Origin of the sequence: Streptomyces sp. NPDC028635 (assembly GCF_040637635.1) — a bacterium.
Classification (GTDB): domain Bacteria; phylum Actinomycetota; class Actinomycetes; order Streptomycetales; family Streptomycetaceae; genus Streptomyces.
Window position 1 is genome coordinate 139,768 of the sequence record NZ_JBEZWX010000016.1, and the last position, 22,148, is coordinate 161,915.

Genomic DNA, 22,148 nt, shown 5'->3' on the forward strand with positions numbered 1-22,148 from the left:
CACACCGGGTCGATTCAGGCCGAACGGGGGTCTGCGGGCCCGGTCCCCGGCGAGGCGGGCACCCGCGCCGGTACCGTCGTAAGGGACGAGCCGGCACATCCCGGTGTGCCGGCGGCAGCCACTCGCGTCGAGGTGACTTGTGAAGGCGATCCGTCGATTCACCGTCCGACCCGTACTCCCCGAACCCCTCCGCCCGCTCAGCGACCTGGCGCGTAACCTGCGCTGGTCGTGGCATACGGAGACCCGTGACCTGTTCCAGTCGGTGGACCCCGAGCAGTGGGCCGAATCCGGCGGCGACCCGGTCCGGCTGCTGGGCAGCGTGCGGCCCGCCCGGCTGGCGGAACTTGCCCAGGACCGCCGCTTCCTGCGCCGCCTCACCGCGGTCGCCGGCGATCTGCACGACTATGTGAGCGGCGAGCGCTGGTACCAGGCCCAGTCCGGGGACCTGCCCGCCGCCGTCGCCTACTTCTCGCCCGAGTTCGGCATCACCGCCGCGCTCCCGCAGTACTCCGGCGGCCTCGGCATCCTGGCCGGCGACCACCTCAAATCGGCCAGCGACCTCGGCGTCCCGCTGATCGGGGTGGGCCTGCTGTACCGCCACGGCTACTTCCGGCAGTCCCTGTCCCGGGAGGGCTGGCAGCAGGAGCACTACCCGGTACTGGACCCCAACGAACTGCCCGTGACGCTGCTGGAGGAGGCCGACGGCACCCCCGCCCAGGTCTCCCTCGCCCTGCCCGGCGGCCGCTCGCTGCTCGCCCGGATCTGGGTCGCCCAGGTCGGCCGGGTACCGCTGCTGATGCTGGACTCCGACGTCGAGGAGAACGACCTCGGCGAGCGCGGGGTGACCGACCGGCTCTACGGCGGCGGCAGCGAGCACCGGCTGCTGCAGGAGATGCTGCTCGGGATAGGGGGTGTCCGGGCGGTACGGACGTACTGCCGGCTGACCGGGCACCCGGACCCGGAGGTCTTCCACACCAACGAGGGACACGCCGGGTTCCTCGGCCTGGAACGCATCGCCGAGCTGTGCGACACCGGGCTGGATTTCGACTCCGCGCTGGAGACGGTACGGGCCGGCACGGTGTTCACCACGCACACGCCCGTCCCGGCCGGCATCGACCGCTTCGACCGCGAACTCGTCGCCCGGCACTTCGGGCCCGACGCCGAGCTGCCGCGCATCGACGTCGACCGGGTGCTGCGGCTCGGCATGGAGACGTACCCGGGCGGTGAGCCGAACCTGTTCAACATGGCGGTGATGGGGCTGCGGCTCGCCCAGCGCGCCAACGGCGTGTCGCTGCTGCACGGCCGCGTCAGCCGGGAGATGTTCTCCGGACTGTGGCCGGGATTCGACCCCGAGGAAGTGCCGATCACCTCCGTGACCAACGGGGTGCACGCGCCGACCTGGGTGGCCCCGGAGGTGTTCCGGCTCGGTGCCCGGCAGATCGGCGCGCAGCGCGCCGAGGACGCGCTGACCGCGGGCGGCTCCGACCGCTGGGACTCCGTCGCGGACCTCTCCGACCAGGAGATCTGGGATCTGCGCCGGGATCTGCGCGAGCAGCTGGTGACCGAGGTGCGCCGGCGGCTGTGGGCGTCGTGGCGGCAGCGCGGCGCGGGCGCGGCGGAGCTGGGCTGGATCGAGGGCGTCCTCGATCCGGACGTGCTGACGATCGGGTTCGCACGGCGGGTGCCGTCGTACAAGCGGCTGACGCTGATGCTGCGCGACCGGGACCGGCTGATGGAGCTGCTGCTGCACTCCGAGCGGCCCATCCAGATCGTCGTCGCGGGCAAGGCCCACCCGGCCGACGACGGCGGCAAGCGGCTCGTGCAGGAGCTGGTGCGGTTCGCGGACGATCCACGGGTACGGCACCGTCTGGTGTTCCTGCCGGACTACGGCATGGCGATGGCGCAGAAGCTGTACCCCGGGTGCGATGTGTGGCTGAACAACCCGCTGCGCCCGCTGGAGGCCTGCGGCACGTCCGGGATGAAGGCCGCGCTGAACGGGTGTCTGAACCTGTCCGTGCTGGACGGGTGGTGGGACGAGTGGTTCCAGCCCGACTTCGGCTGGGCGATCCCGACGGCCGACGGCGCCGGGACCGATCCCGACCGGCGGGACGACCTGGAGGCGGCCGCGCTGTACGAGCTGCTGGAGCAGCGGATCGCTCCGCGGTTCTACGAGCGGGGGCGGGGCGGGCTGCCGGACCGGTGGATCGAGATGGTCCGGCAGACGCTGACGCATCTCGGGCCGAAGGTGCTGGCGGGGCGCATGGTGCGGGAGTACGTGGAGCGGCTGTACGCCCCGGCGGCGCAGGCGCACCGGGTGCTGCGGCCGGAGGTGGCGCGGGAGCTGGCGGAGTGGAAGGCGCGCGTGCGGGGGGCCTGGCCGGCCGTGTCCGTGGACCACGTGGAGACGTCGGCGACGAGTGCGACGGCGGAACTGGGGACGACGCTGACCCTGCGGGTGCGCGTGCGGCTCGGTGATCTCGGGCCGGAGGACGTGGAGGTGCAGGTCGTGTCCGGGCGGGTGGACGCGGAGGACCGCATCACTGGCGGGACGGCCGTGCCGCTGAAGCCGGTGGGCGGGCCCGACGCGGAAGGGCGGTGGAGCTACGAGGGGCCGCTGGCGCTGGAGCGGACCGGGCCCTACGGGTACACCGTGCGGATCCTGCCGTCGCACCGGCTGCTGGCGGCCGGGGCGGAGCTGGGGCTGGTGGCCGTGCCGGCGGAGGAGCTGGGGGAGGGCGGGGTGCTGTTGCGGTAGGGGTGCCTGCGGCGCCGGGGTGCGTCGAGGGTGGGGGCCGGGGGGCAAGCGCCCCGAAGGGGCGCGGGGAACTGCGCGACCAGCCACAACGCACCCGCGGACGACGCACGACCCGGCGCCGCGGGCAACCGGCGGGCGACCCACGACCCGGCGCCGCAGGCAACCGGCTAGGACTCGTCCTGGGGGGCGCAGAGTCTGCGCAGTACCGTGCCGCAGCGGTGGGCGTAGGCGTGCTGGAAGGCTCGGGTGGCCGCGCCGCCCGCCTTGGCGTACCACTTGGCCGGGCGGCTGAAGGCGGCCACCGTGAGCCAGACCGTGCCGTCGCCCGTGCGATCGACGACGAAGGCCTCCTCGCCGCATTCGGGGTGGCCGGGCAGGGTGCCGTAGGCCCAGCCGGCCCGGCGGGGTTCCTCCGCGGTCCAGACGATGCGGCAGGGGGCCTTGATCATGCCGGCGAGGGTGACGGTGACGTCGACTCCCTCGGCGGCGCGTTCGGCGCTCGCGTCGATGCCCACGCCCAGTTCCCGGTGCATCTCCCAGGTGAGGACCGCGTCGGCGGCCCGGCGGAAGACCGCCTCGCCCTCGCCGAGGCGGGTGCGCACGTGCAGGGGGCGGAAGCCGGGCGGGCAGGCGGCGAGGTCCTCGCGGGTGGCGCCGACCGCCTCGTACGTGAAGGACATGGGGCCCAAGAGTACGGCGGCACCCGGAACGTTTCCGTTCCGGGTGCCGCCGGGTGCGCTAGTTGACGTTGACCGCGGTCCAGGCGGCGGCGACCGCCTTGTACTCGGCGCTGGTGGAGCCGTACAGCGCCGACGCCGCGTTCAGGGTCGCCGTGCGGGCGGCCTTGTAGTTGGTCGTGGACGTCATGTACGTGGTGAGCGCCTTGTACCAGATCTGCAGCGCCTTGGCGCGGCCGATGCCGGTGACGGCGGAGCCGTTGTAGGTGGGCGAGTTGTAGCTGACGCCGTTGATCGTCTTGGCGCCGCTGCCCTCCGACAGCAGGTAGAAGAAGTGGTTGGCGACACCGGACGAGTAGTGCACGTCCTTGTTGCCCACGGTGGAGGACCAGTAGTCGGCGGAGCCGCCGTCCTTGCTGGGCTTGTCCATGTAGCGCAGCGGGGTGCCGTCGCCGTTGATGTCGATCTTCTCGCCGATGAGGTAGTCACCGGGGTCCGAGGCGTTGTTCGCGAAGAACTCCACGCCGGTGCCGAAGATGTCGGAGGTGGCCTCGTTCAGGCCGCCGGACTCGCCGGAGTAGTTCAGGCCGGCGGTGTTGGAGGTGACGCCGTGGCTCATCTCGTGGCCGGCGACGTCGAGGGAGGTCAGCGGGTCGGCGTTGCCGGAGCCGTCGCCGTAGGTCATGCAGAAGCAGCTGTCGTCCCAGAAGGCGTTCACGTACGCGTTGCCGTAGTGGACGCGGGAGTAGGCGCCGACGCCGTTGTTCTTGATGCCGTTGCGGCCGAAGGTGCTCTTGTAGAAGTCCCAGGTCTCCGCAGCGCCGTAGGCGGCGTCGGCGGCCGCGGTCTGGTCGGAGGAGGAGGTGGAGGCGGTGCCGGTGCCGAAGACGTTGGTCGAGTTGGCGACCAGGGTGCCCGTGCCGGACGTCTTGCGCGCCAGGTTGTAGGTCTTGTGGTTGCCCCGCGCGGTGTCGGTGAGCTGGTACGTCGAGCCCGACTGCACGGAGTTCAGGGTGACCGTGCCCGAGTACAGCGTCTTGCCGGTCGCGTTTTCGATGCCCTGGTACTCGAAGAGCTTCTTGCCGGTGGCCGCGTCGGTGATGACGTGCAGCTGGTTCGGGGTGCCGTCGTCCTGGAGGCCGCCGACGATCGTCTCGTAGGCGAGGACGGGCTTGCCGGTGGCGGCCCAGATCACCTTGCGGGAGGAGTCGGCCGCGGTCTTCTGCGAACCGGCCGCCTGCGCGGCGGTCAGCGCCTGCTTCTCGGCCTTGGCCGGGGCCAGGGCGGGGGTGAGCGAGGCGACCTTGATGGTGGCGTTGACGGCCTTGGTGACGCCCTTGGCCGCACCGGACGCCGTCTGGTGGACGATGAGGTCGCCGCCGAGGACCGGCAGGCCGGCGTAGGTGCGCTCGTAGCGGGTGTGCGTGGTGCCGTCGGCGTCTCTGACGACGTCCTTGACGACCAGCTTCTCCTGGGCGCCGAGGCCTATCTGCCGGGCCGTACCGGCGGCTTCCGCCTGCTTCTCCCGGATCAGGGAGGTGTGGGCGGCCGTGGAGAGCTGCACCGGGGCGGCCGCGAGCGGGGCCGGCGTCTGGGCGGCTGCGGAACCGGTGGTCAGACCGGTGGTGAGGAGGGCTCCGGCCGCGACGGCGGTGGCGATGGCCAGAGTGGTGCGCTTGTGACGCGCGAAGGGGCTGGACACACAAGCTCCTTGTGGGGGAGACCGGCCGGTTGTGGGGCAACCGGCCGAGGTGGTCGTGAGGTTGTGCGGCGGGTGAGGGAAGACTGGCACCTCGGGCGCGTACATGTCATGACCCCGAGGTGATGTTGGCCGAAAGTTGACTGTCCGGTAAACATTGCCGAAATGTAAAAAGCGGGCGCCGCCCCGGGAGTTGCAGCACCGGGGCGGAACCCTGCTCGTGGGACGGCGGTTTACGGGAAGGTCAGCTTCCAGCCGTCGATGTAGCCCGTGTCGTAGGTCGCCACGTCCTGGACGCGCAGCTTCCAGGTGCCGTTGGCCACCTCGGACGAGGCGTTGACCGTGTACGTCGCGTGCACGTCGTCCGCCGAGTCCGAACCGCTCGAGTTCTTCAGGCGGTACGCCGTGCCGTCGGGGGCCACCAGATCGATGACCAGGTCACCGCGCCAGGTGTGCACGATGTCGACCGTCACCTGGAGGTTGGACGGGGCGTTGCCGGTGCGTCCGGTGACGTTGATGGAGGACGTGACGGCCGGGCCGTTGTCCGGAATCGAGACGTTGGCGGTGTTCTCGAACACCGTGCCGCCACCGCCGCCGCCACCGCCCGAGCGGGAGCCGACCGCGACGGCCGCCCACGCGTCCTGCACCGCCTTGTACTCGGCGGAGGTGGTGCCGTAGAGCTCACCGGCCGCCGCGAGCGTCCCGGTGCGGGCCGCCGCGTAGTTGGTGGTGGAGGTGAACTTCGTGGTCAGCGCCCGGTACCAGATCTGCAGCGCCTTGTCCCGGCCTATGCCGGTGACCGGAAGCCCGTCCGCGGTGGGCGAGTTGTAGCTGACGCCGTTGATGACCTTGGCGCCGCTGCCCTCCGACAGCAGGTAGAAGAAGTGGTTGGCGACACCGGACGAGTAGTGCACGTCCAGGTTGCCGACGCCCGAGTACCAGGAGTCGGCCGAGCCGCCGTCCTTGCTGGGCTTGTCCATGTAGCGCAGCGGCGTGCCGTCGCCGTTGATGTCGATCTTCTCGCCGATGAGGTAGTCGCCGACGTCCGAGCTGTTGGCCGCGTAGAACTCCACGCCGGTGCCGAAGATGTCGGAGGTGGCCTCGTTCAGGCCGCCGGACTCGCCGGAGTAGTTCAGGCCGGCGGTGTTGGAGGTGACGCCGTGGCTCATCTCGTGGCCGGCGACGTCGAGGGAGGTCAGCGGGTCGGCGTTGCCGGAGCCGTCGCCGTAGGTCATGCAGAAGCAGCTGTCGTCCCAGAACGCGTTGACGTACGCGTTGCCGTAGTGCACCCGGGAGTAGGCGCCCACACCGTCGTTGCGGATGCCGGAGCGGCCGAAGGTGTTCTTGTAGAAGTCCCACGTCACCGCGGCGCCGTAGTGCGCGTCGGCGCCCGCCGTCGCGGCGTTCGACGTGGTGCCGTTGCCCCAGGTGTTGGTCGTCTGGGAGAACAGCGTGCCGGTGCCGGACGTGCCGTGGTTCAGGTTGTACGTCTTGTGGCCGCCGCGGTCGCCGTCGTTGAGCGTGTACGTCGAACCCGACAGCGTCGTCGTCAGCGGGACCGTGCCGCTGTACTGGGTGTTGCCGGTGCCCGTCGCGTTCTCGATGCCCTGGTACTCGAACAGCTTCTGCCCGGTGGCCGCGTCGGTGATGACGTGCAGCTGGTTCGGGGTGCCGTCGTCCTGGAGGCCGCCGACGACCGTCTCGTAGGCGAGGACCGGCTTGCCGCTCGCCGCCCAGATCACCTTGCGGGAGGAGTCGGCGGCGGTCCGGGAGGAGCCGAGGGCCTTGGCGCGCTGCACGGCGCGCTGCTCGGCGGTCGCCCGGGCGACCTTGCCGGTGAGGTCGGCCACCTTGAGCTGGGCGTTCGTCGCTTTGATGACGCGCTGCGTCTGCCCCTTGGCGCTGTCCACGACCAGGTCGCCGCCCAGGACGGGCAGGCCGGCGTAGGTGCGCTCGTAGCGGGTGTGCAGCGTGCCGTCCGCGTCCTTGATCACGTCACGGACGACGAGCTTCTCCTGCGCGCCCAGACCGATCCGCGTCGCGGTCTGCGCCTTGGCGGCGTCGGCGTCGCGCAGCAGCTCGGCGCGCTGCGACGCGGAGAGCTTGACGGCCATGTGGGCGGGGTTCGCCTTGCCGGCCACCGGTGCGGCGGGGGCGGCGCTGGCGGCGCCCGACTGGACGGCCGCGGCGAGCAGGGCGGACACGCCGACGAGGGCGACACCCGCCGCGCGGCGGTGCAGGGTGTGGGAGGTGCGTCTGCGCGAGGAACTGCTTCTCAACACTGACTCCTTCTGCGTGGCCGCGGATCGCGCGGCCAGGGGAGACCGGGCGGCCGATCGAGCCGTCCGGGCAGAACTGGGAGGTGCGTGAACACACGTGCGGCAGTGCGATCGGCGACGGCACAGCGAGGGAGGGTCTGTGGGGTTGCTGTGCAGTGGCCGTGGGAAGAGTGGCAGGAGATCTCGGCTCCTGTCAGGAGCGCGTCAGGAAGTTGGCTGGAAATCGTCCGTTGACCGGATGTTCATGTTCGGTATGCGGACTGTTGGCCCGGCGGCCGAACACCCGGACACGGACCGCAGGGCCGGACACCCGGACGCGGACCGGAGGACCGGACACACCGTGAACGGCCCCGAGGGCGGCGGGGCGTTCAGACCGCCCACTCGGCGGGCAGCCGTCGGCGCCGCGACGACGGCGACGGGGGCCGGCGCGCAGAACACGAACGTCATCCGGATCTCTCCGGACCGGCACCGCAGCCGGGGCGCCGGCAGGGACGTGGCGAACCCCGCCACCGCGCCGAGCATCGACAGCAGGCCGAACAGTCAGGCGGACAGACCCGGTTCGCCGAGCAGGAACACCGGCAGCATGGCCAGAACGACACCCGCCCCCAGGTTGTTCAGCGCCGCCTGCTGCAGCAGCAGACGCGGGGGAGAGCGCCCGCAGCGCCGTCTCCGACGACTGCAGGCGGGCATTGCCGTCCGCCGCCCTGCGCCGCGGCAGCACCTGCGGCAGCACACTGCTGTGCGCCACGTCGAAGAAGACCCCGGCGAGACTCACCACCAGCGCCACCATCCGCCAGTTGCGGCACCGTCAGCACGCCGAGGACGGGCAGGGCGAATCCGGCCACCTCCGACGCCGCGAAGCGGAAAGTGTTCGCGGACCACAGCCGCCGGAAGCCCGGCACCCGCAGGGCCTCGGTGCCCTCACCGCCGGGTGATGGCCCCCCCCCGCGGGCGCGCCGTCGGCTGCCCGCTCGGTGGCCGTCACGCAAGGCTCTCCCGCCACGCCCGGTGCAGGTCCGAGAAGCGGCCCGTGCCCTCGATCAGGTCCGCCGGAGTGCCGTCCTCCACGATCCGGCCGTGCTCCATCACCAGCACCCGGTCGGCGATCTCCACCGTCGACAGCCGGTGCGCGATCACCACCGCCGTACGCCCCTGGAGGACCGTCGTCATCGCCCGCTGCACCGCCCGCTCCCCGGGGATGTCCAGCGAACTGGTCGCCTCGTCCAGGATCAGCACGGCAGGATCGGCCAGCAACGCCCGCGCGAACGCGACCAGTTGCCGCTGCCCGGCAGAGATACGGCCGCCCCGCTTGCGTACGTCGGTGTCGTAGCCGTCGGGCAGCGCGCTGATGAACTCGTGCGCCCCGATCGCCTTCGCGGCCTGCTCGATCTCCTCCCGGCTCGCCTCCGGGCGGCCGATGGCGATGTTCTCGGCGACCGTGCCGGAGAACAGGAACGCCTCCTGCGTCACCATCACCACCCCGCGCCGCAGCTCCGGCACGGCCAGTTCGCGCAGGTCCACACCGTCTAGCAGCACCCGCCCCTCGCTCGGGTCGTAGAACCGGGCGAGCAGCTTGGCCAGCGTCGACTTGCCCGCGCCGGTGGAGCCGACGACGGCCACCGTCTGCCCGGCCGGCAGCGTCAGATCGAAGCGGGGCAGCACCTCGCCGCCGGTGCGGTAGGCGAACCGCACGCCGTCGAAGACGACCTCGCGGCCGGGCTGCTCGCTCTTCAGCGGCGGCAGTTCCCTCGGCTTCGACGGCTCGGGCACGGTCGGCGTCTGCGCGAGCAGCCCGGCGATCTTCTCCAGGGACGCGGCCGCCGACTGGTAGGAGTTCAGGAACATCCCGAGCCGGTCGATCGGGTCGTACAGCCGCCGCAGATACAGCACGGCCGCCGCCAGGATGCCCAGCTCCAGCGAGCCGCCGGCCACCCGGTAGGCGCCCCACAGCACGATTCCGGCCACCGCGGTGTTGGCCACCAGGCGGGAGCCGACGACATAGCGGGCCATCTCCAGCAGCGCGTCGCCGTTGGTGCGCTCGTGGCGGCGGTTCAGCACCCGGAACTCGGCGTCGTTGGCCGCCTCCCGGCGGAAGGCACGCACCGGCCGGATGCCGTTCATCGTCTCCACGAACTTCACGATCACCGAGGCGATCGCCGTCGACCGCCGCCGGAACACCTCGCCCGCCCGCCGCTGGTAGAGGCGCACCAGCAGGTACAGCGGCACGAAGGAGGCCACCGCCACCGCGCCGAGGCCGAGATCCAGCCACAGCAGCATGGCCGAGATGTACACGAACGACAGGATGACCGTCACCAGCTCCTGCAGTCCCTCGCTCAGCAGCTCCCGCAGCGACTCCACGTCCGTGGTGGAACGGGAGATCAGCCGGCCCGAGGTGTAGCGCTCGTGGAAGTCGATGCTGAGCGCCTGGGCGTGCCGGAAGATCCGGCCGCGCAGATCGAGCAGCACGTCCTGGTTGACCCGCGCCGAGGCGGCGATGAACACGAACTGCAGCGCACCGGACACGGCCGCGCACAGCAGATACCCGACGGCGACCGCGATCAGCGGGCCGTGCCGGTCGTCCCGGAACGCCGGTACGGCGCTGTCGATGGCGTACGCCACCAGCAGCGGGCCCGCCTGCACGGCCGCCTGCTGGAGCAGCAGCACCAGGGTGGTGAGCGCGACCCGTGCCTTCATCGGCGCGAGCAGGGAGCGCAGCAGCGCGCCGGTGGCGCCCGGCGGAGAGGGCAGGACGTCCCGGTCGAAGGGGTCGCCGTCGTGACCCGGGCGGGGTGGCTCGTCCTCGTCGGCGGCGGGGACGGACGTCGTGGGGGCCGTCATCTCTCGTCCTCCTCCGGGCGGTCCAGGCCCGACATCAGGTGCGCGTACTCGGCGTTGCTGTGCAGCAGTTCCTGGTGGGTGCCGACGGCGGCGATCCGGCCGCCCGACAGCAGCGCGACACGGTCGGCGAGCAGCACGGTCGAGGGGCGGTGCGCGACGATCAGGGCCGTGGTGTCGGCGAGCACCTGGCGCAGCGCGGCCTCCACGGCGGCCTCCGTGTGCACGTCCAGCGCCGACAGCGGGTCGTCCAGGACGAGGAAGCGGGGCCGGCCGACGACCGCGCGGGCCAGCGCGAGACGCTGGCGCTGGCCGCCGGACAGGCTCAGGCCCTGCTCACCGACCTGGGTGTCACGGCCCTGCGGCAGGGCGTGCACGAAGTCGGCCTGGGCGACGGCGAGGGCGCGCTCCAGCTCGGGTGCACCGGCCTGCTCCGCGGCGCCCATCAGCACGTTCTCACCGACGCTCGCCGAGAACAGGGTGGGCTCCTCGAAGGCGACGGCCACCTTCGCGCGCAGCTCCTCGCGGGGCATGGCGGTGATGTCCTCGCCGTCCAGCGTGATCCTGCCGGAGGTCACCTCGTGCAGCCGCGGGATCAGCGCGGTCAGGGTTGTCTTGCCGCTGCCGGTCCCGCCGACCAGGGCCATCGACTCGCCGGGCCGGATGTGCAGATCGACCCGGTCGAGGACGGGCGGGGCGTCGGGGGGCGCGTCGGGGTAGCGGAACGTGACCTGGTGCAGGCGCAGCCCCTCCTCGTCGTACCGGGTCCGCGCGGGCACGTCCGACGACTCCGGCACCTCGTCCATCACCTCGAAGTACCGTTCCGTCGCCGTCGCCGCCTCCTGGCTCATCGCCAGCAGGAAGCCGATCGACTCCACCGGCCAGCGCAGCGCCAGTGCCGTGGACAGGAAGGCCACCAGTGTGCCCGTGGACAGGTCACCGTCGGCGACCTGCACCGCCCCCACCACCAGCGCGGCCCCGATCGCGACCTCCGGCAGCGTCACGATGACCGCCCAGATCACCGCCAGCAGCCGCGCCTTGCGCAGCTCCGTGCCGCGCAGGGTGTGCGACAGCTCGCGGAAGGCGCGCGCCTGGCTGCGGTGCCGGCCGAAGCCCTTGATGATCCGGATGCCGAGCACGCTCTCCTCGACGACCGTCGTCAGATCGCCGACCTGGTCCTGCGCGAGGCGCGCCACATCGGCGTACCGCCTCTCGAAGACCAGGCACATCGCGATCATGGGCACCACCGGGCCGAGGATCACCAGCCCCAGCGTCCAGTCCTGGGCCAGCATGATCAGGACGCCGACGAGGATCGTCACCCCGTTGACCAGGAGGAACGTCAGCGGGAAGGCGAGGAACATGCGCAGCAGCATCAGATCCGTGGTGCTGCGCGACAGCAGCTGCCCGGACGCCCACCGGTCGTGGAACGCGACCGGCAGTCGCTGCAGATGCCGGTACAGATCGGCCCGCATCTCCGCCTCGACGTGCGACAGCGGCCGCGCCACCAGCCATCGCCGCAGCCCGAACAGCAGCGCCTCCGCGAGGCCGAGCAGCAGCAGGTACAGCGCGCCGAGCCACACCCCGGCCGGGTCCCGGTCGGCGACCGGGCCGTCCACCATCCACTTGAGCACGAGCGGGATCACCAGCCCCACCAAGGAGGCGACGATCGCGACGAACGCCGCGACGGACAGCCGCGCCCGCACGGGCCGCACATACGGCCACAGGCGCAGCAACGTCCGCACGGCGGACCGGTCCCGGGTGGTTGCACGTGTCGTGGACATCAGCAGCGAGCCTACGGATCGCCACTGACATCGCCCACCGAGTTTCGGACGGACCGGGCTCCGCCGCTGGACCTACGACCACGGCAGGGGCGCCCCGGCACGCGCACCGGGCCCCCGGCATGCGGGCCGCAGCGGACGTCGTGGCGCCGTGCCGCAGCGGACGTCGTGGCGCCGCGTCGGAGGGGACGTCGTAGCGCCGTATCAACCGATCGGCTGATGCCGGCTCGAGCGCGACGGCCGATGCCGCGGACCGGGCCGTGCCGGGACGCTGGTGCCATGACCGACATCCCTGTCATCGAAGTCACCGATCTGCGCAAGTCGTACGGCGGCCGCCCGGTCGTCGACGGCGTCTCGTTCACCGTCCGCGAGGGCGAGATCTTCGGGATCCTCGGCCCGAACGGCGCCGGCAAGACCACCACCGTCGAGTGCGTCGAGGGCCTGCGCGTCCCCGACGCCGGGCGGGTCCGGGTCACCGGCCTCGACCCGGTGGCCGACCGCGAGCAGGTCGCCCGGGTGCTCGGCGCCCAGCTCCAGCAGAGCGAGCTGCAACCCAAGCTCACCGTGCGCGAGGCCCTGGAGCTGTACGCCGCCTTCTACGACCGCCCGCTCGACTGGCGGCCGCTCGCCGAACGGCTGGGGCTGACGGAGAAGCTCACCACCCGCTTCGCCAGGCTGTCCGGCGGGCAGAAGCAGCGGCTGTTCATCGCGCTCGCCCTCGTCGGCAACCCCCGGGTCGTCGTCCTCGACGAGCTGACCACCGGCCTGGACCCCCGCTCGCGCCGCGACACCTGGCAGCTGATCGAGGACGTCCGCGCGAGCGGGGTCACCGTCCTGCTGGTCACCCACTTCATGGAGGAGGCCCAGCGGCTGTGCGACCGCGTCGCGGTGATCGACCGGGGCCGCGTCGCCGCCCTCGACACCCCCGACGGGCTCATCCGCCGCTCGGCCGGCGCCACCGTCATCAGCTTCACCCCGTCCGCGCCGCTCGACGACAACGCCCTCGCCGCGCTGCCCGGGCTCGCCCGCGCCGAACACAAGGACGGCCGCGTCACGCTCTCCGGCACCGACGAGACCGTCAACGCCGTGATCACGCTCCTCGCCCGCCACCACATCACCGCCCACCAGCTGCGCGTCACCGACGCCACGCTCGACGACGCGTTCCTGGACCTGACGGAGGCCGCCCGATGAACGCCCTGAACCCCGCCGTGCTGCGCACCGAGATCCGGCTCTTCCGCCGCGAGCCCGCGGCCCTCTTCTGGATCCTGCTCTTCCCGGCCCTGCTGCTGGCGATCCTCGGCTCCATCCCGTCCTTCCGGCACCCCGACGCCTCCCTCGGCGGCCTGCGCACGGTGGACGTCTATGTGCCGGTTGCGGTGCTCCTCGGCCTGATCGTCGGCGGCGTGCAGAGCCTGCCGCAGACCGTCACCGGGTACCGCGAGCGCGGCATCCTGCGCCGCATGTCCGCCACCCCCGTCCGCCCCTCCGCTCTGCTCGCCGCCCACATGCTGGTGTACGGCGGCGCCGCCCTGCTCTCCGCGCTGCTCGCGCTCGCCGTCGGCCGGATCGCCTTCGACGTGGCCCTGCCCCGGCAGGCCGCCGGATACCTGCTCGCCCTGCTGCTGGCGACGGCGGCCGGCCTCGCCCTGGGCGCGGTGGTCACCGCGCTGTCGCGCACCACGAAGATCGCGAGCGCCATCGGTTCGGCGGTGTTCTTCCCGATGATGTTCTGCGCGGGCGTGTGGGTGCCGGTGCAGGCCATGCCGGACCTCCTCGCCCGGATCGTCGGCTGGACCCCGTTCGGCGCCGCAGCGCAGGCCCTGAACCAGGCCGCCGCCGGCCACTGGCCGGGCTGGGGCCACCTCGGTGTGCTCGCCGCCTGGACGGTGCTGCTGACCGGCGCGGCCGTGCGCTGGTTCCGCTGGGAGTAGGCGACGCCGTGCGCGAGGGAGCGGGAGACCCTGATCGAGGCGGAGTCGGCGGTCGTATGCCGGGACGAGGAGGCGGTCGTATGCAGACTGGGGGCATGGTCGCCAAGGACACGCAGCTCGACCAGCGGTGGGACCAGTTCCACCGCTGGGGCCCGTACGGGATGCTCGGCATCGCCACGCTCATCGCGGTGGCCACCCAGGACATCATGGCCGGGCCGGGCCGGCGGTACGCGGCCGCCGCGCTCGTCGGCGCGGCGCTGGCACTCCACCTCTACTGGGACCGCCGCCCGCACGGCCCCGCCACCGGAACCGGGCGCCGCCGCCGGACACCCTCCCGCGCGGGCGCCATCTTCTACGCGGTGCGCTGGGCGATCGCCTTCGCGCTCACCTGGCTCAACCCCTTCTTCGCCCTGTACGCCGTCACCGGCTACTTCGACGCCGACGAGCTGATCCCCGGACGCGGCCGGCACCGCATCGGCCTGTTCGCCACGTCCGTCACCCTGGCCGGCTCGCAGTCCGGCGGGCTGCCCCTGAAGAACGCCTCGCAGTGGGGCGTGTTCTTCGGGATGCTGGTGGTCAACAACGTGCTGTGGATGGTCGTCGGCCACCTCACCCACCAGGAGGAGGAACGCTCCCGGGCCCGCGCCGACACCATCGTCGAACTGGAACGCACCAACACCGCGCTCCAGCAGGCCCTCGACGAGAACGCCGCCCTGCACGCCCAGCTGCTCGTCCAGGCCCGCGAGGCGGGCGTCGCCGACGAGCGCCGGCGGCTGGCCGCCGAGATCCACGACACCCTCGCCCAGGGGCTGACCGGCATCATCGCCCAGCTCCAGGTCGTCGTGAACACCCCCGACCCGGACCTGGCCCGCGACCACACCGTGCGCGCGATGGACCTGGCCCGGCACAGCCTGGGCGAGGCCCGCCGCTCCGTGCACAACCTCGCCCCCGCCGCCCTCGACCGCGACGAACTGCCCGAGGCGCTGAAGAAGACCGTCGCCGCCTGGGGCGAACGCACCGGCGTCCGCGCCGACTTCACCGTCACCGGCACCGCCGAGCAACTGCACGCCGAGGTCTCCGCCACGCTGCTGCGCATCGCCGAGGAGGCCCTCGCCAACACCGCCCGGCACGCCGACGCGACCCGCGCCGGGGTCACCCTGTCGTTCATGGGCGACGAGGTCGTCCTCGACATCCGCGACGACGGCCGCGGCTTCGACCCGCTCACCCTGCCCGAGCACAGCAGCACCGGCGGCTTCGGCCTCGGCGGCATGCGCGCCCGCGCCGAACGCATCGCCGGCTCCCTCACGGTGGAGTCCGAACCGGGGTACGGCACCGCCCTGTCGGCTCGCGTACCGTTGGTGCGCCATGACCGATGAGACGTCCATCTCCCTGCTGATCGTCGACGACCATCCCGTCGTACGGGACGGACTGCGCGGCATGTTCGCCTCCGCCTCCGGCTTCACCGTCCTCGGCGAGGCCGCGAACGGGGTGCAGGCCGTCGAGCGGGTCGCCGCCCTCGACCCCGACGTGGTCCTGATGGACCTGAGGATGCCGGGCGGCGGCGGGGTGGACGCCATCCGGGAGCTGACCCGGCGCGGCGCCCGCGCCCGCGTGCTGGTGCTGACGACGTACGACACCGACTCCGACACACTGCCCGCGATCGAGGCGGGCGCGACCGGCTATCTGCTCAAGGACGCGCCCCGCGAGGAGCTGTTCACCGCGGTCCGGGCCGCCGCCGAGGGCCGCACGGTGCTCTCCCCGGCCGTGGCCTCCCGCCTGGTCTCGGCGGTCCGCGCGCCCAGGTCCCCGGGCAACGAGCCGCTGTCCGCCCGCGAGCGGGAGGTGCTGGCACTGGTAGCCAAGGGCACCTCCAACAAGGAGATCGCCCGCGAGCTGTTCATCAGCGAGGCCACGGTGAAGACCCACCTCACCCACCTGTACGCCAAGCTCGGCGTCAACGACCGCGCGGCGGCGGTGGCGGTGGGGTACGACCGGGGGATCCTCGGCTAGCTCCGCCGGAGGAGAGCGGTGAGTGAGTCCCGCCCGGCCATGTACACACCACAGCGGCCCCACCGGAAACAGATCCGGTGGGGCCGCTGTGGCACTGAGAGAATTCCCCTGCCCGCGGTTTTACTCGGGACCGGTGACGGGGTCACCTTCGGCGGAGGAGCCGAACCCCATGCATCCGACCACTTTGAGTGGGTGCGGATCGAGGTAGAGGGGAAAGAGGTATCCGCCTCGGGCACGATCGTCCACGTAGGCCACAAGAAGGCCCTGCTCGCCCTTTTCGGCAAGACTCGCAAGACATTCCGTGACGCCGACAACCGGCTTGCCGCGCCGCTGCAGGCTTCTCACCCTCCCGCGAAGGATGCCTCGGAGCCTCGACGCAGGAAGGGGCTCGAGGAAGATCTCGAAAGGCGCTCCGGAAAGCAATGCATTCTTGGCTTGAATGCCGGCCTCCGAGTCGGCCTCGAACGCGGCGAGCAGTTCACTCGCGGATACCTCGTTCACCTCATCGCCGCCTGACCGGTGTCCAGGTCCGTCCGAAGTCGAAGCTGATGTCGTCGGCCCAGATTTCACCGACGATGAGATGCTCGTCTTCGAAGAACCTTTCATATTCGGTGCCGTGGATCTGGATGTTTCTCGACGGTCCTATGGCGGGATCGATGTTCGCCACCCTGATGCGCAGCATCACACCTGCCCCAACATAGTCGTCCCCCAGATTCTGGGCGCCGAACTCGGCAACTTCGGGGTCATCCGACCACGACGTGTAGATGGTGTCCGTGGCATTACCGCCGGAGTGACCGTGAATGTCCGTGTTGGTTCCGCGGGGCACCGCACGGCCTTCCGCAGCGGTGTCGTAGCTGTGGTGACCCTCGGCGACACCGCGGTACAGATACCCATCGGTGTTCTCGTCACAGTTGTGGACCAGGATCGAGGTACCGGCTGCCACCACGTAGTACGTGTGGACGTCGGACACCGTCATGTTGTGGACGGTGGCCGTCCGTGCCGTCCAGCGGTCGATCGCTGTGACCTGGACGTACGTGCCCGCGCTGGTCTGCAGCCACTCGCCGGCCTTCAGATCCGTGGCCTTGATCCAGGCGTGCAGTTCGGGAACCCAGAAGGGGTGGCCGTCAGTTGCGGTGACCTGGGCCGTCCTGCTGCCCTTCTTGCCGCCGGTGTCGATCGTGACCTTGACGAGGTGCTTCAGGCCGTGGCCGCGGATCTCGGCCGTGACGTTCTCGATGCGGCGCTCACCGGTCTTCGGGTCGGTGGTGACGACCTTGTCACCGGCCTTGACCTGCTCGATCGGCTTGGTGGTGCCGTCGGCCATCAGGACCTTGGTGCCCGGGACGAAGCTGTTGCACGTCCCGCCGCTCTCGCCGCCCTCGGCCTTGCCCGAACCGCCGCTGCCGCTGGATCCGCCGTTGCTCTTGGAGGAGCCACCGGACTTGCCGCCGGGCTTGGAGCCACCGCTGCCGCCGCCGCCCTTGCCGCCGCCACCGTGGGACGACGCCTTCGGGGCCGCCTGGGCCTGGGCCGCCTTGTGTCGGGGGTTACCAGTCTTCCTGGCGGCGGCCGCCGCTCTGTCGGCTGTTCGTTTGGCTGCCTCGGCCGCCTTCTTTTTCGCTCGTTGCGCCGCGAGTTTCTTGGCGCGTTCGATGGCGAGTTTCTTCGCCCTCAATGCCGCCCGTTCGGCTGCCTTGGCGGCCTTGAGGACGATTTCGGCTGCCTTCTTGGCCGCCTTGAAGGACTCGACGGCCTTGATGGTGCGTTTGACGGCCTTGATGACGGACGGGATCTTGCCGAGCTTGGTCCACGGGATGGCGTCGACCGCGATGCTGATGCAGGACCACATGTCGCCGCCGAAGCACGCCATGGCGTCGTTGATGCCGATGAAGTCCTTCAGCGTCTCCCAGGCCACGGCCAGGATGACTGAGGTGAGGGACTTGCCCTGCATCGCCTGTGCCTGCGCGACCTGCGCCGCGGACAGACCCGCGCCCGCGAGGGCCGCGGCCCGCTCGGAAGCGGTCAGCGCGATGGACTCGCCCGTCGGGTCGGAGAACGTCACCGGGTTGTTGTGCGCGTACTCGTATCCGTTGGACTGCAGGACGTCGTTGAGGTCCAGCACCGGGTCGGCGGACAGGAAGCGTCCCACCACCGGGTCGTACAGGCGCGCGCCCAGGTGAACGAAGCCGGAGCTGTCGTCGGTCGGTGAGCCCAGGAACCCGGTGTGCTGCTGCCGGTTGACGCCACCGGTGTCGGTGCCGCGCTGGTTGCCGAACGGATCCTGCTTGCGGATCCGCACCGACATCCCGCCATCCAGGGCCACTTCGGCATACGGGCTGCCCTGGTGGTCGGTGGTGATGGCGACCAGCTTGTCGCCGCCGGTGCCGTAGGCGTAGCGCATCACCGAGCCGCCAGGGGCGTCGTAGGTGCGCTGCGTCTGGACGAGGACGCCGCCCTTCTGGACGGTGACCTCGGACTGGCCCAGGCTCAGTGTGGCCTGCTTGCCCTTGATGGTGAGCAGGACAGAGCCGTCGGGGCCGTAGATGTAGCGGGTGTCGTTCTGAGGCGACCAGAGCTGCTCGGCCTTGGTGCTGTCACACGTGGCGAGCACGACCGGCGTGGAGTTCGCCGAGTTGGCTCCCTGCACCGACAGGCAGAGTCCGGAGGCCACGTGGGTGAGCTGGCCCGAGGCGTTGCGCTTGAGCTCCTGGCCGGCCGAGCCGTCGCACTTCTGCAGCTGGACCGCGGACCCGGCGGTGTTGCCGGCGGGCTGGACGCACCAGTTGTCGTAGACGTTCAGCGTGCCCTGATCGGGGTTGGTCCCGCCCGGGGTCTGGCTGAAGCGCCAGTTCTGCGCCGGGGAGGCGTTGCAGCCGTAAAGCTGAAGCGCCGTACCGGCGACCGCGAGGCCGGACCTCAGGTCCAGGCACTTGTCGGCGAGGCCCACATAGGGGGTCTTGCCGCCGGTGCCCGCACCGGTGATGCGGTCGACCTTGCCGTCATAGGTCCAGGACAGGGACTGCTTGTCGCCGTTCTGGATCGAGGTGATCGTCTTGGTCTCACCGGTGAGCTCGTACAGACGCTCCGCCTCGGCCTTGACCTGCGCACCCTGAGGGGTGGTGTAGGTCTTGGACACCTTCGTCAGGGTCTGCGGCTGGGTGCCGTCGGCCTTGCCGTAGGCGTAGGTGGTGGTCGCGTCCTTGGCGGTGTTGCCGGTGAGGTCCTTCTCGGTCAGCTTGGTGCGGTTGCCGAGGAGGTCGTACTCGTACTCCTGCCAGTAGCCGGACTTGTCGGTGCCGGGGGCCACGTTCAGTGAGCCGTCGGCGTTCTTCGGAGCGGTGCAGGCGTTCTGGTCCTTCGAGGTCCAGGCCGTCTTGAGCTGACCCAGCGGGTCGTAGGTGAAGCACTGCCGCTCGTCGATACCGGTGGCGCCCTCCTTGATGGAGGTGACGTTGCCGGACGGGTCGTAGGTGTACGACCGCTTGGAGACCAGGTTGCCGGAGACGAGGGACTTGTCGTCGCTCTTCTCGCGGTAGACCTGCTGGTCCTTGAGCTCACCGCTGGACTCGTCGTAGGTCGACTGGGTCCAGACCCGGTAGGGCTGGGCGCCGAGCGTGGAGCGCAGCACCTGGCCGTAGGGGTCGTAGACCGTCTCCGCGCCGTACCAGTCCTTGCCGGAGATGGAGAGCGGCTTGCCGTCCTCGTTGTAGCGGATGACGATCTTCTCGGAGTCGAACTTGCCGATCTTCGGCAGAGTCGACTCCTCCGGCACCCCATTGTCGGCGTACTTGTAGGAGGACGTGTAGGACGCGTCCAGGCCCCAGGCAGAGGCCAGGGTGCTGGGAAGGGTCAGCGTGGTCGAGGTCGGCTGGTAGTCCTTGTTGTAGCCGTCGACCTGCTGGGTGTAGGCCTCACCGTCGGTGTAGCGGGTGGCGGTGTAGGGCATGCCCTTGCCGCCGGGCGCCAGGTCGTAGGTGAAGTTGGCGAGCAGAGTGCCGGAGGCGTCCTTCAGGCGCTGCTCGGTCGGCCGCGACAACTGGTCGTAGCCGTTCCAGACCGTGATGCCACGAGCGTTGGTGACGGTCAGTGGGCGGTCATGAGAGTCGTACGCGGTCCGCGTCGTACCCGTGTCCGGGTCGGTGGCGGTGTCCTGACGGCCACGGTGGTCGTACGTCCACGTCCACGGGTGGGTGGAGTCGGCGGAGTTGGTCGCCTTCACCAGCCGGCCGAACGCGTTGTACGAGTAGCGCATCGACGTGAAGCCGCCCGGCGCGTCGGGGTTGAACGTGTCCACACGCGAGGTGCGGCCGAGGGCGTCGGTGTACACGCGATAGTCGGAGACACCGGCCGGGCTGTCGACCTTGGACCAGTCCTGGCCGTACTCGTACTTGATGGCACGGTCCTCGACGGGCTGGGACGTGGTCTCGCCCGTCAGCGGGTCGGCGACCTTGAGGACCGGGGTTTCCTTGAGGACGCGGCCGGAGCCGTCGTAGGTGTAGCGGGTGATGTTGGGGACCTGAGTGTCGGCTTCCGGCGTGAAGAGCTCGCCGGGCTTGGACTCGTAGGTCAGGTAGGCGTTGTTGGTCTGCCAGACCTCACCGGAGCTGTTGTACAGCGTGTCGGTGATCAGCCAGCCGCCACCGTCCGCCTGCTCCTGCTGCTGCCGCTCGCGGCCGAGGCCGTCGTAGAGGGTGACAGAGGTGTCGATCTTGTCGTTGTAGCCGCGCGAGTAGGTGGTGACGTAGGACGGCTTGCGGTCCTCACCCTCCTTGTACTCGGGGACGGTGTAGACGGCGCGGAAGTCCGGCACCGCGGTGTCGGACGGGGCACGGTCCGCCGCCCAGGCCTTCTCGAGCCGACCCAGCGGGTCGAACTCCGCCTGAGTGACATGGCCGTTGGCATCCGTGGTCTTGGTCGTGGTGCCTCGACCGGGCTCGAGCTCGCGGGTCTCGGAGTGGCCGACGGCGTTGGTGTCGGTGACCTTGAAGACCTGGCCCGTAGCCGGCTCGTAAGTGATCAGGCCGGCAGTCTTGTGGTCGGTGTCGGTCGTGCGCGTCACTCGGCCGATGGCGTCGAACTCGGTCGTGCCGTCCGACTGCCAGCCGTTGCCGTCGCCGTTGATCGACCAGGTCTCGGACGCCTCGCCCTTGGTGGTGTCCGCAAGAGCAACACCGTAGCCCTGACCGTCGTACGCCGTACGGATGCCACCGCTGAGGGTCGACAGGTCCGAGAAGTCGGCCGCCGCGCAGGTCGTCGGCGATTCCAGGACCTGCTTGGTGAGGCCGATGATGTTCTTGGCGGTGTTGTGGATGTACTCGGACTTGGTGCAGGACTCGTCGCCGGTCTTGCCCGTGTCACCCAGCGATTCCACCAGGACCGGGAGACCGTACGTCGACTCGTACGTCGTGTGGGTCTTCACGACCCGCTCGGTGCGGGTGTCGTCGCTGTTCGTGCCCGACGACTTCGTGTAGGCGATCTCGTCGGGTTCGGTGACGCGCCAGGCGCGCAGTGGGTCGAGGCCGTCGTCGCGGTCGCGGTGGGCCAGTTCGGTGGCCTCCGGGACGGTGACCGAGCGGGACACCCAGTCGGTGTCGGCGTCGGTGGCGTTGTCGTAGTCGAGTTCTTCGGCGATGCGGCCGGCGAAGGCGTCGCGGTCCTTGGCGATCTCGGTGCCGGTGATGTCCTTCACGGACACGGTGTCGCCCATGCCGCGGAAGAAGCGGGTCACCGCCTTGGAGCGCTTGGAGCCGATCGACGCGTCGTCCGTGCCGGTGATCACCGTGGTCTGCTCGACGCCCGCGAACTGCGAATAGGTCCGGGTGGACTTCTTGGTGAACTCCTGGTCGGCGAGCTTCCAGCCGGGGTTCTTGTAGAGGTACGCCGTCTTCGTCGCGAACGCGCCGTCGACGTTGGGGAGTTCCTCGATGGAGTCCACGACGTACTTGTGGAACCAGTCGATGTCCTCGACCTCGGGATCCGGCGCCCAGAAGGAGGGGTAGCACAGGCGGGTGTTGGACTTCAGCCCCGCGGTGTCCTTCTTGTCCGGCAGGTTGGTGCCGGTGGCGCAGTCACCCTCGGGCTTCTTGTACGTGACGACGGTCTCGCCGCCGTACTCGTTGATGACACGCGCGATCCGCAGCCGGGAGAAACCCGGGCGCGGGTCGTTGGGGCGCATCACCCGGTT

The 22,148-nt window shown here is 70.7% G+C and carries 12 protein-coding genes and 1 pseudogene; 6 read left to right on the forward strand and 7 right to left on the reverse strand.

All coding sequences use genetic code 11. The annotated features are described in order from the left end of the window. The first annotated feature begins 139 nt into the window (after nt 1-139). Nucleotides 140-2,755 carry a glycosyltransferase family 1 protein gene (locus tag AB0E88_RS19530; RefSeq protein WP_361631880.1) on the forward strand — a complete coding sequence of 872 codons (2,616 nt, stop codon included), beginning with the start codon at nt 140-142 and terminating at the stop codon, nt 2,753-2,755. Between the two features lie 167 nt (nt 2,756-2,922). Here AB0E88_RS19530 and AB0E88_RS19535 read toward each other — a convergent pair whose 3' ends face one another. The 6 genes from AB0E88_RS19535 to AB0E88_RS19560 all read right to left on the reverse strand — a co-directional run bounded on the left by AB0E88_RS19535 (nt 2,923) and on the right by AB0E88_RS19560 (nt 12,026). Further along, nucleotides 2,923-3,435 (reverse strand): DUF1990 domain-containing protein, encoded by a 513-nt coding sequence (locus tag AB0E88_RS19535; RefSeq protein WP_361631882.1) that lies wholly within the window; start codon nt 3,433-3,435, stop codon nt 2,923-2,925. 58 nt (nt 3,436-3,493) lie between these two features. Then, entirely contained in the window at nt 3,494-5,134 is a 1,641-nt protein-coding gene (locus AB0E88_RS19540; RefSeq protein ID WP_361631884.1) for a M4 family metallopeptidase, read from the reverse strand. 230 nt (nt 5,135-5,364) lie between these two features. Further along, nucleotides 5,365-7,410: a M4 family metallopeptidase gene (locus tag AB0E88_RS19545; protein WP_361631886.1), complete on the reverse strand. Its 2,046-nt coding sequence runs from the start codon at nt 7,408-7,410 to the stop codon at nt 5,365-5,367. A gap of 540 nt (nt 7,411-7,950) precedes the next feature. Beyond that, nucleotides 7,951-8,100, reverse strand: coding sequence for a hypothetical protein (locus AB0E88_RS19550; RefSeq protein WP_361631888.1), 150 nt, complete (start codon nt 8,098-8,100; stop codon nt 7,951-7,953). Between the two features lie 291 nt (nt 8,101-8,391). Further along, on the reverse strand, nt 8,392-10,248 hold the full coding sequence (locus AB0E88_RS19555) for an ABC transporter ATP-binding protein (RefSeq protein WP_361631890.1): 1,857 nt from the start codon (nt 10,246-10,248) through the stop codon (nt 8,392-8,394). Beyond that, a complete protein-coding gene (locus tag AB0E88_RS19560; RefSeq protein ID WP_361631892.1) occupies nt 10,245-12,026 on the reverse strand; it encodes an ABC transporter ATP-binding protein in 1,782 nt (593 codons plus the stop codon). Before AB0E88_RS19560 ends, AB0E88_RS19555 begins: the two co-directional genes overlap by 4 nt. A gap of 276 nt (nt 12,027-12,302) precedes the next feature. On the opposite strand from AB0E88_RS19560, the gene AB0E88_RS19565 reads away from it, so the two are divergent. From AB0E88_RS19565 to AB0E88_RS19585, 5 genes are all read left to right on the forward strand, one after another. Further along, nucleotides 12,303-13,214 (forward strand): ABC transporter ATP-binding protein, encoded by a 912-nt coding sequence (locus AB0E88_RS19565; RefSeq protein WP_361631894.1) that lies wholly within the window; start codon nt 12,303-12,305, stop codon nt 13,212-13,214. Nucleotides 13,215-13,219: 5 nt separating this feature from the next. After that, nucleotides 13,220-13,954, forward strand: coding sequence for an ABC transporter permease (locus AB0E88_RS19570; RefSeq protein ID WP_361631914.1), 735 nt, complete (start codon nt 13,220-13,222; stop codon nt 13,952-13,954). Between the two features lie 95 nt (nt 13,955-14,049). Next, nucleotides 14,050-15,330 carry a sensor histidine kinase gene (locus AB0E88_RS19575; protein WP_361631916.1) on the forward strand — a complete coding sequence of 427 codons (1,281 nt, stop codon included), beginning with the start codon at nt 14,050-14,052 and terminating at the stop codon, nt 15,328-15,330. Then, a complete protein-coding gene (locus tag AB0E88_RS19580) occupies nt 15,320-15,964 on the forward strand; it encodes a response regulator transcription factor (protein ID WP_361631896.1) in 645 nt (214 codons plus the stop codon). Before AB0E88_RS19575 ends, AB0E88_RS19580 begins: the two co-directional genes overlap by 11 nt. Before the next feature lie 192 nt (nt 15,965-16,156). Continuing rightward, nucleotides 16,157-16,480, forward strand: coding sequence for a hypothetical protein (locus AB0E88_RS19585; RefSeq protein ID WP_361631898.1), 324 nt, complete (start codon nt 16,157-16,159; stop codon nt 16,478-16,480). A 391-nt stretch (nt 16,481-16,871) separates the two neighbouring features. Here the strand turns inward: AB0E88_RS19585 and AB0E88_RS19590 are convergent. Continuing rightward, nucleotides 16,872-22,148 (reverse strand): annotated as a pseudogene (locus AB0E88_RS19590) (ricin-type beta-trefoil lectin domain protein); the annotation flags it as partial.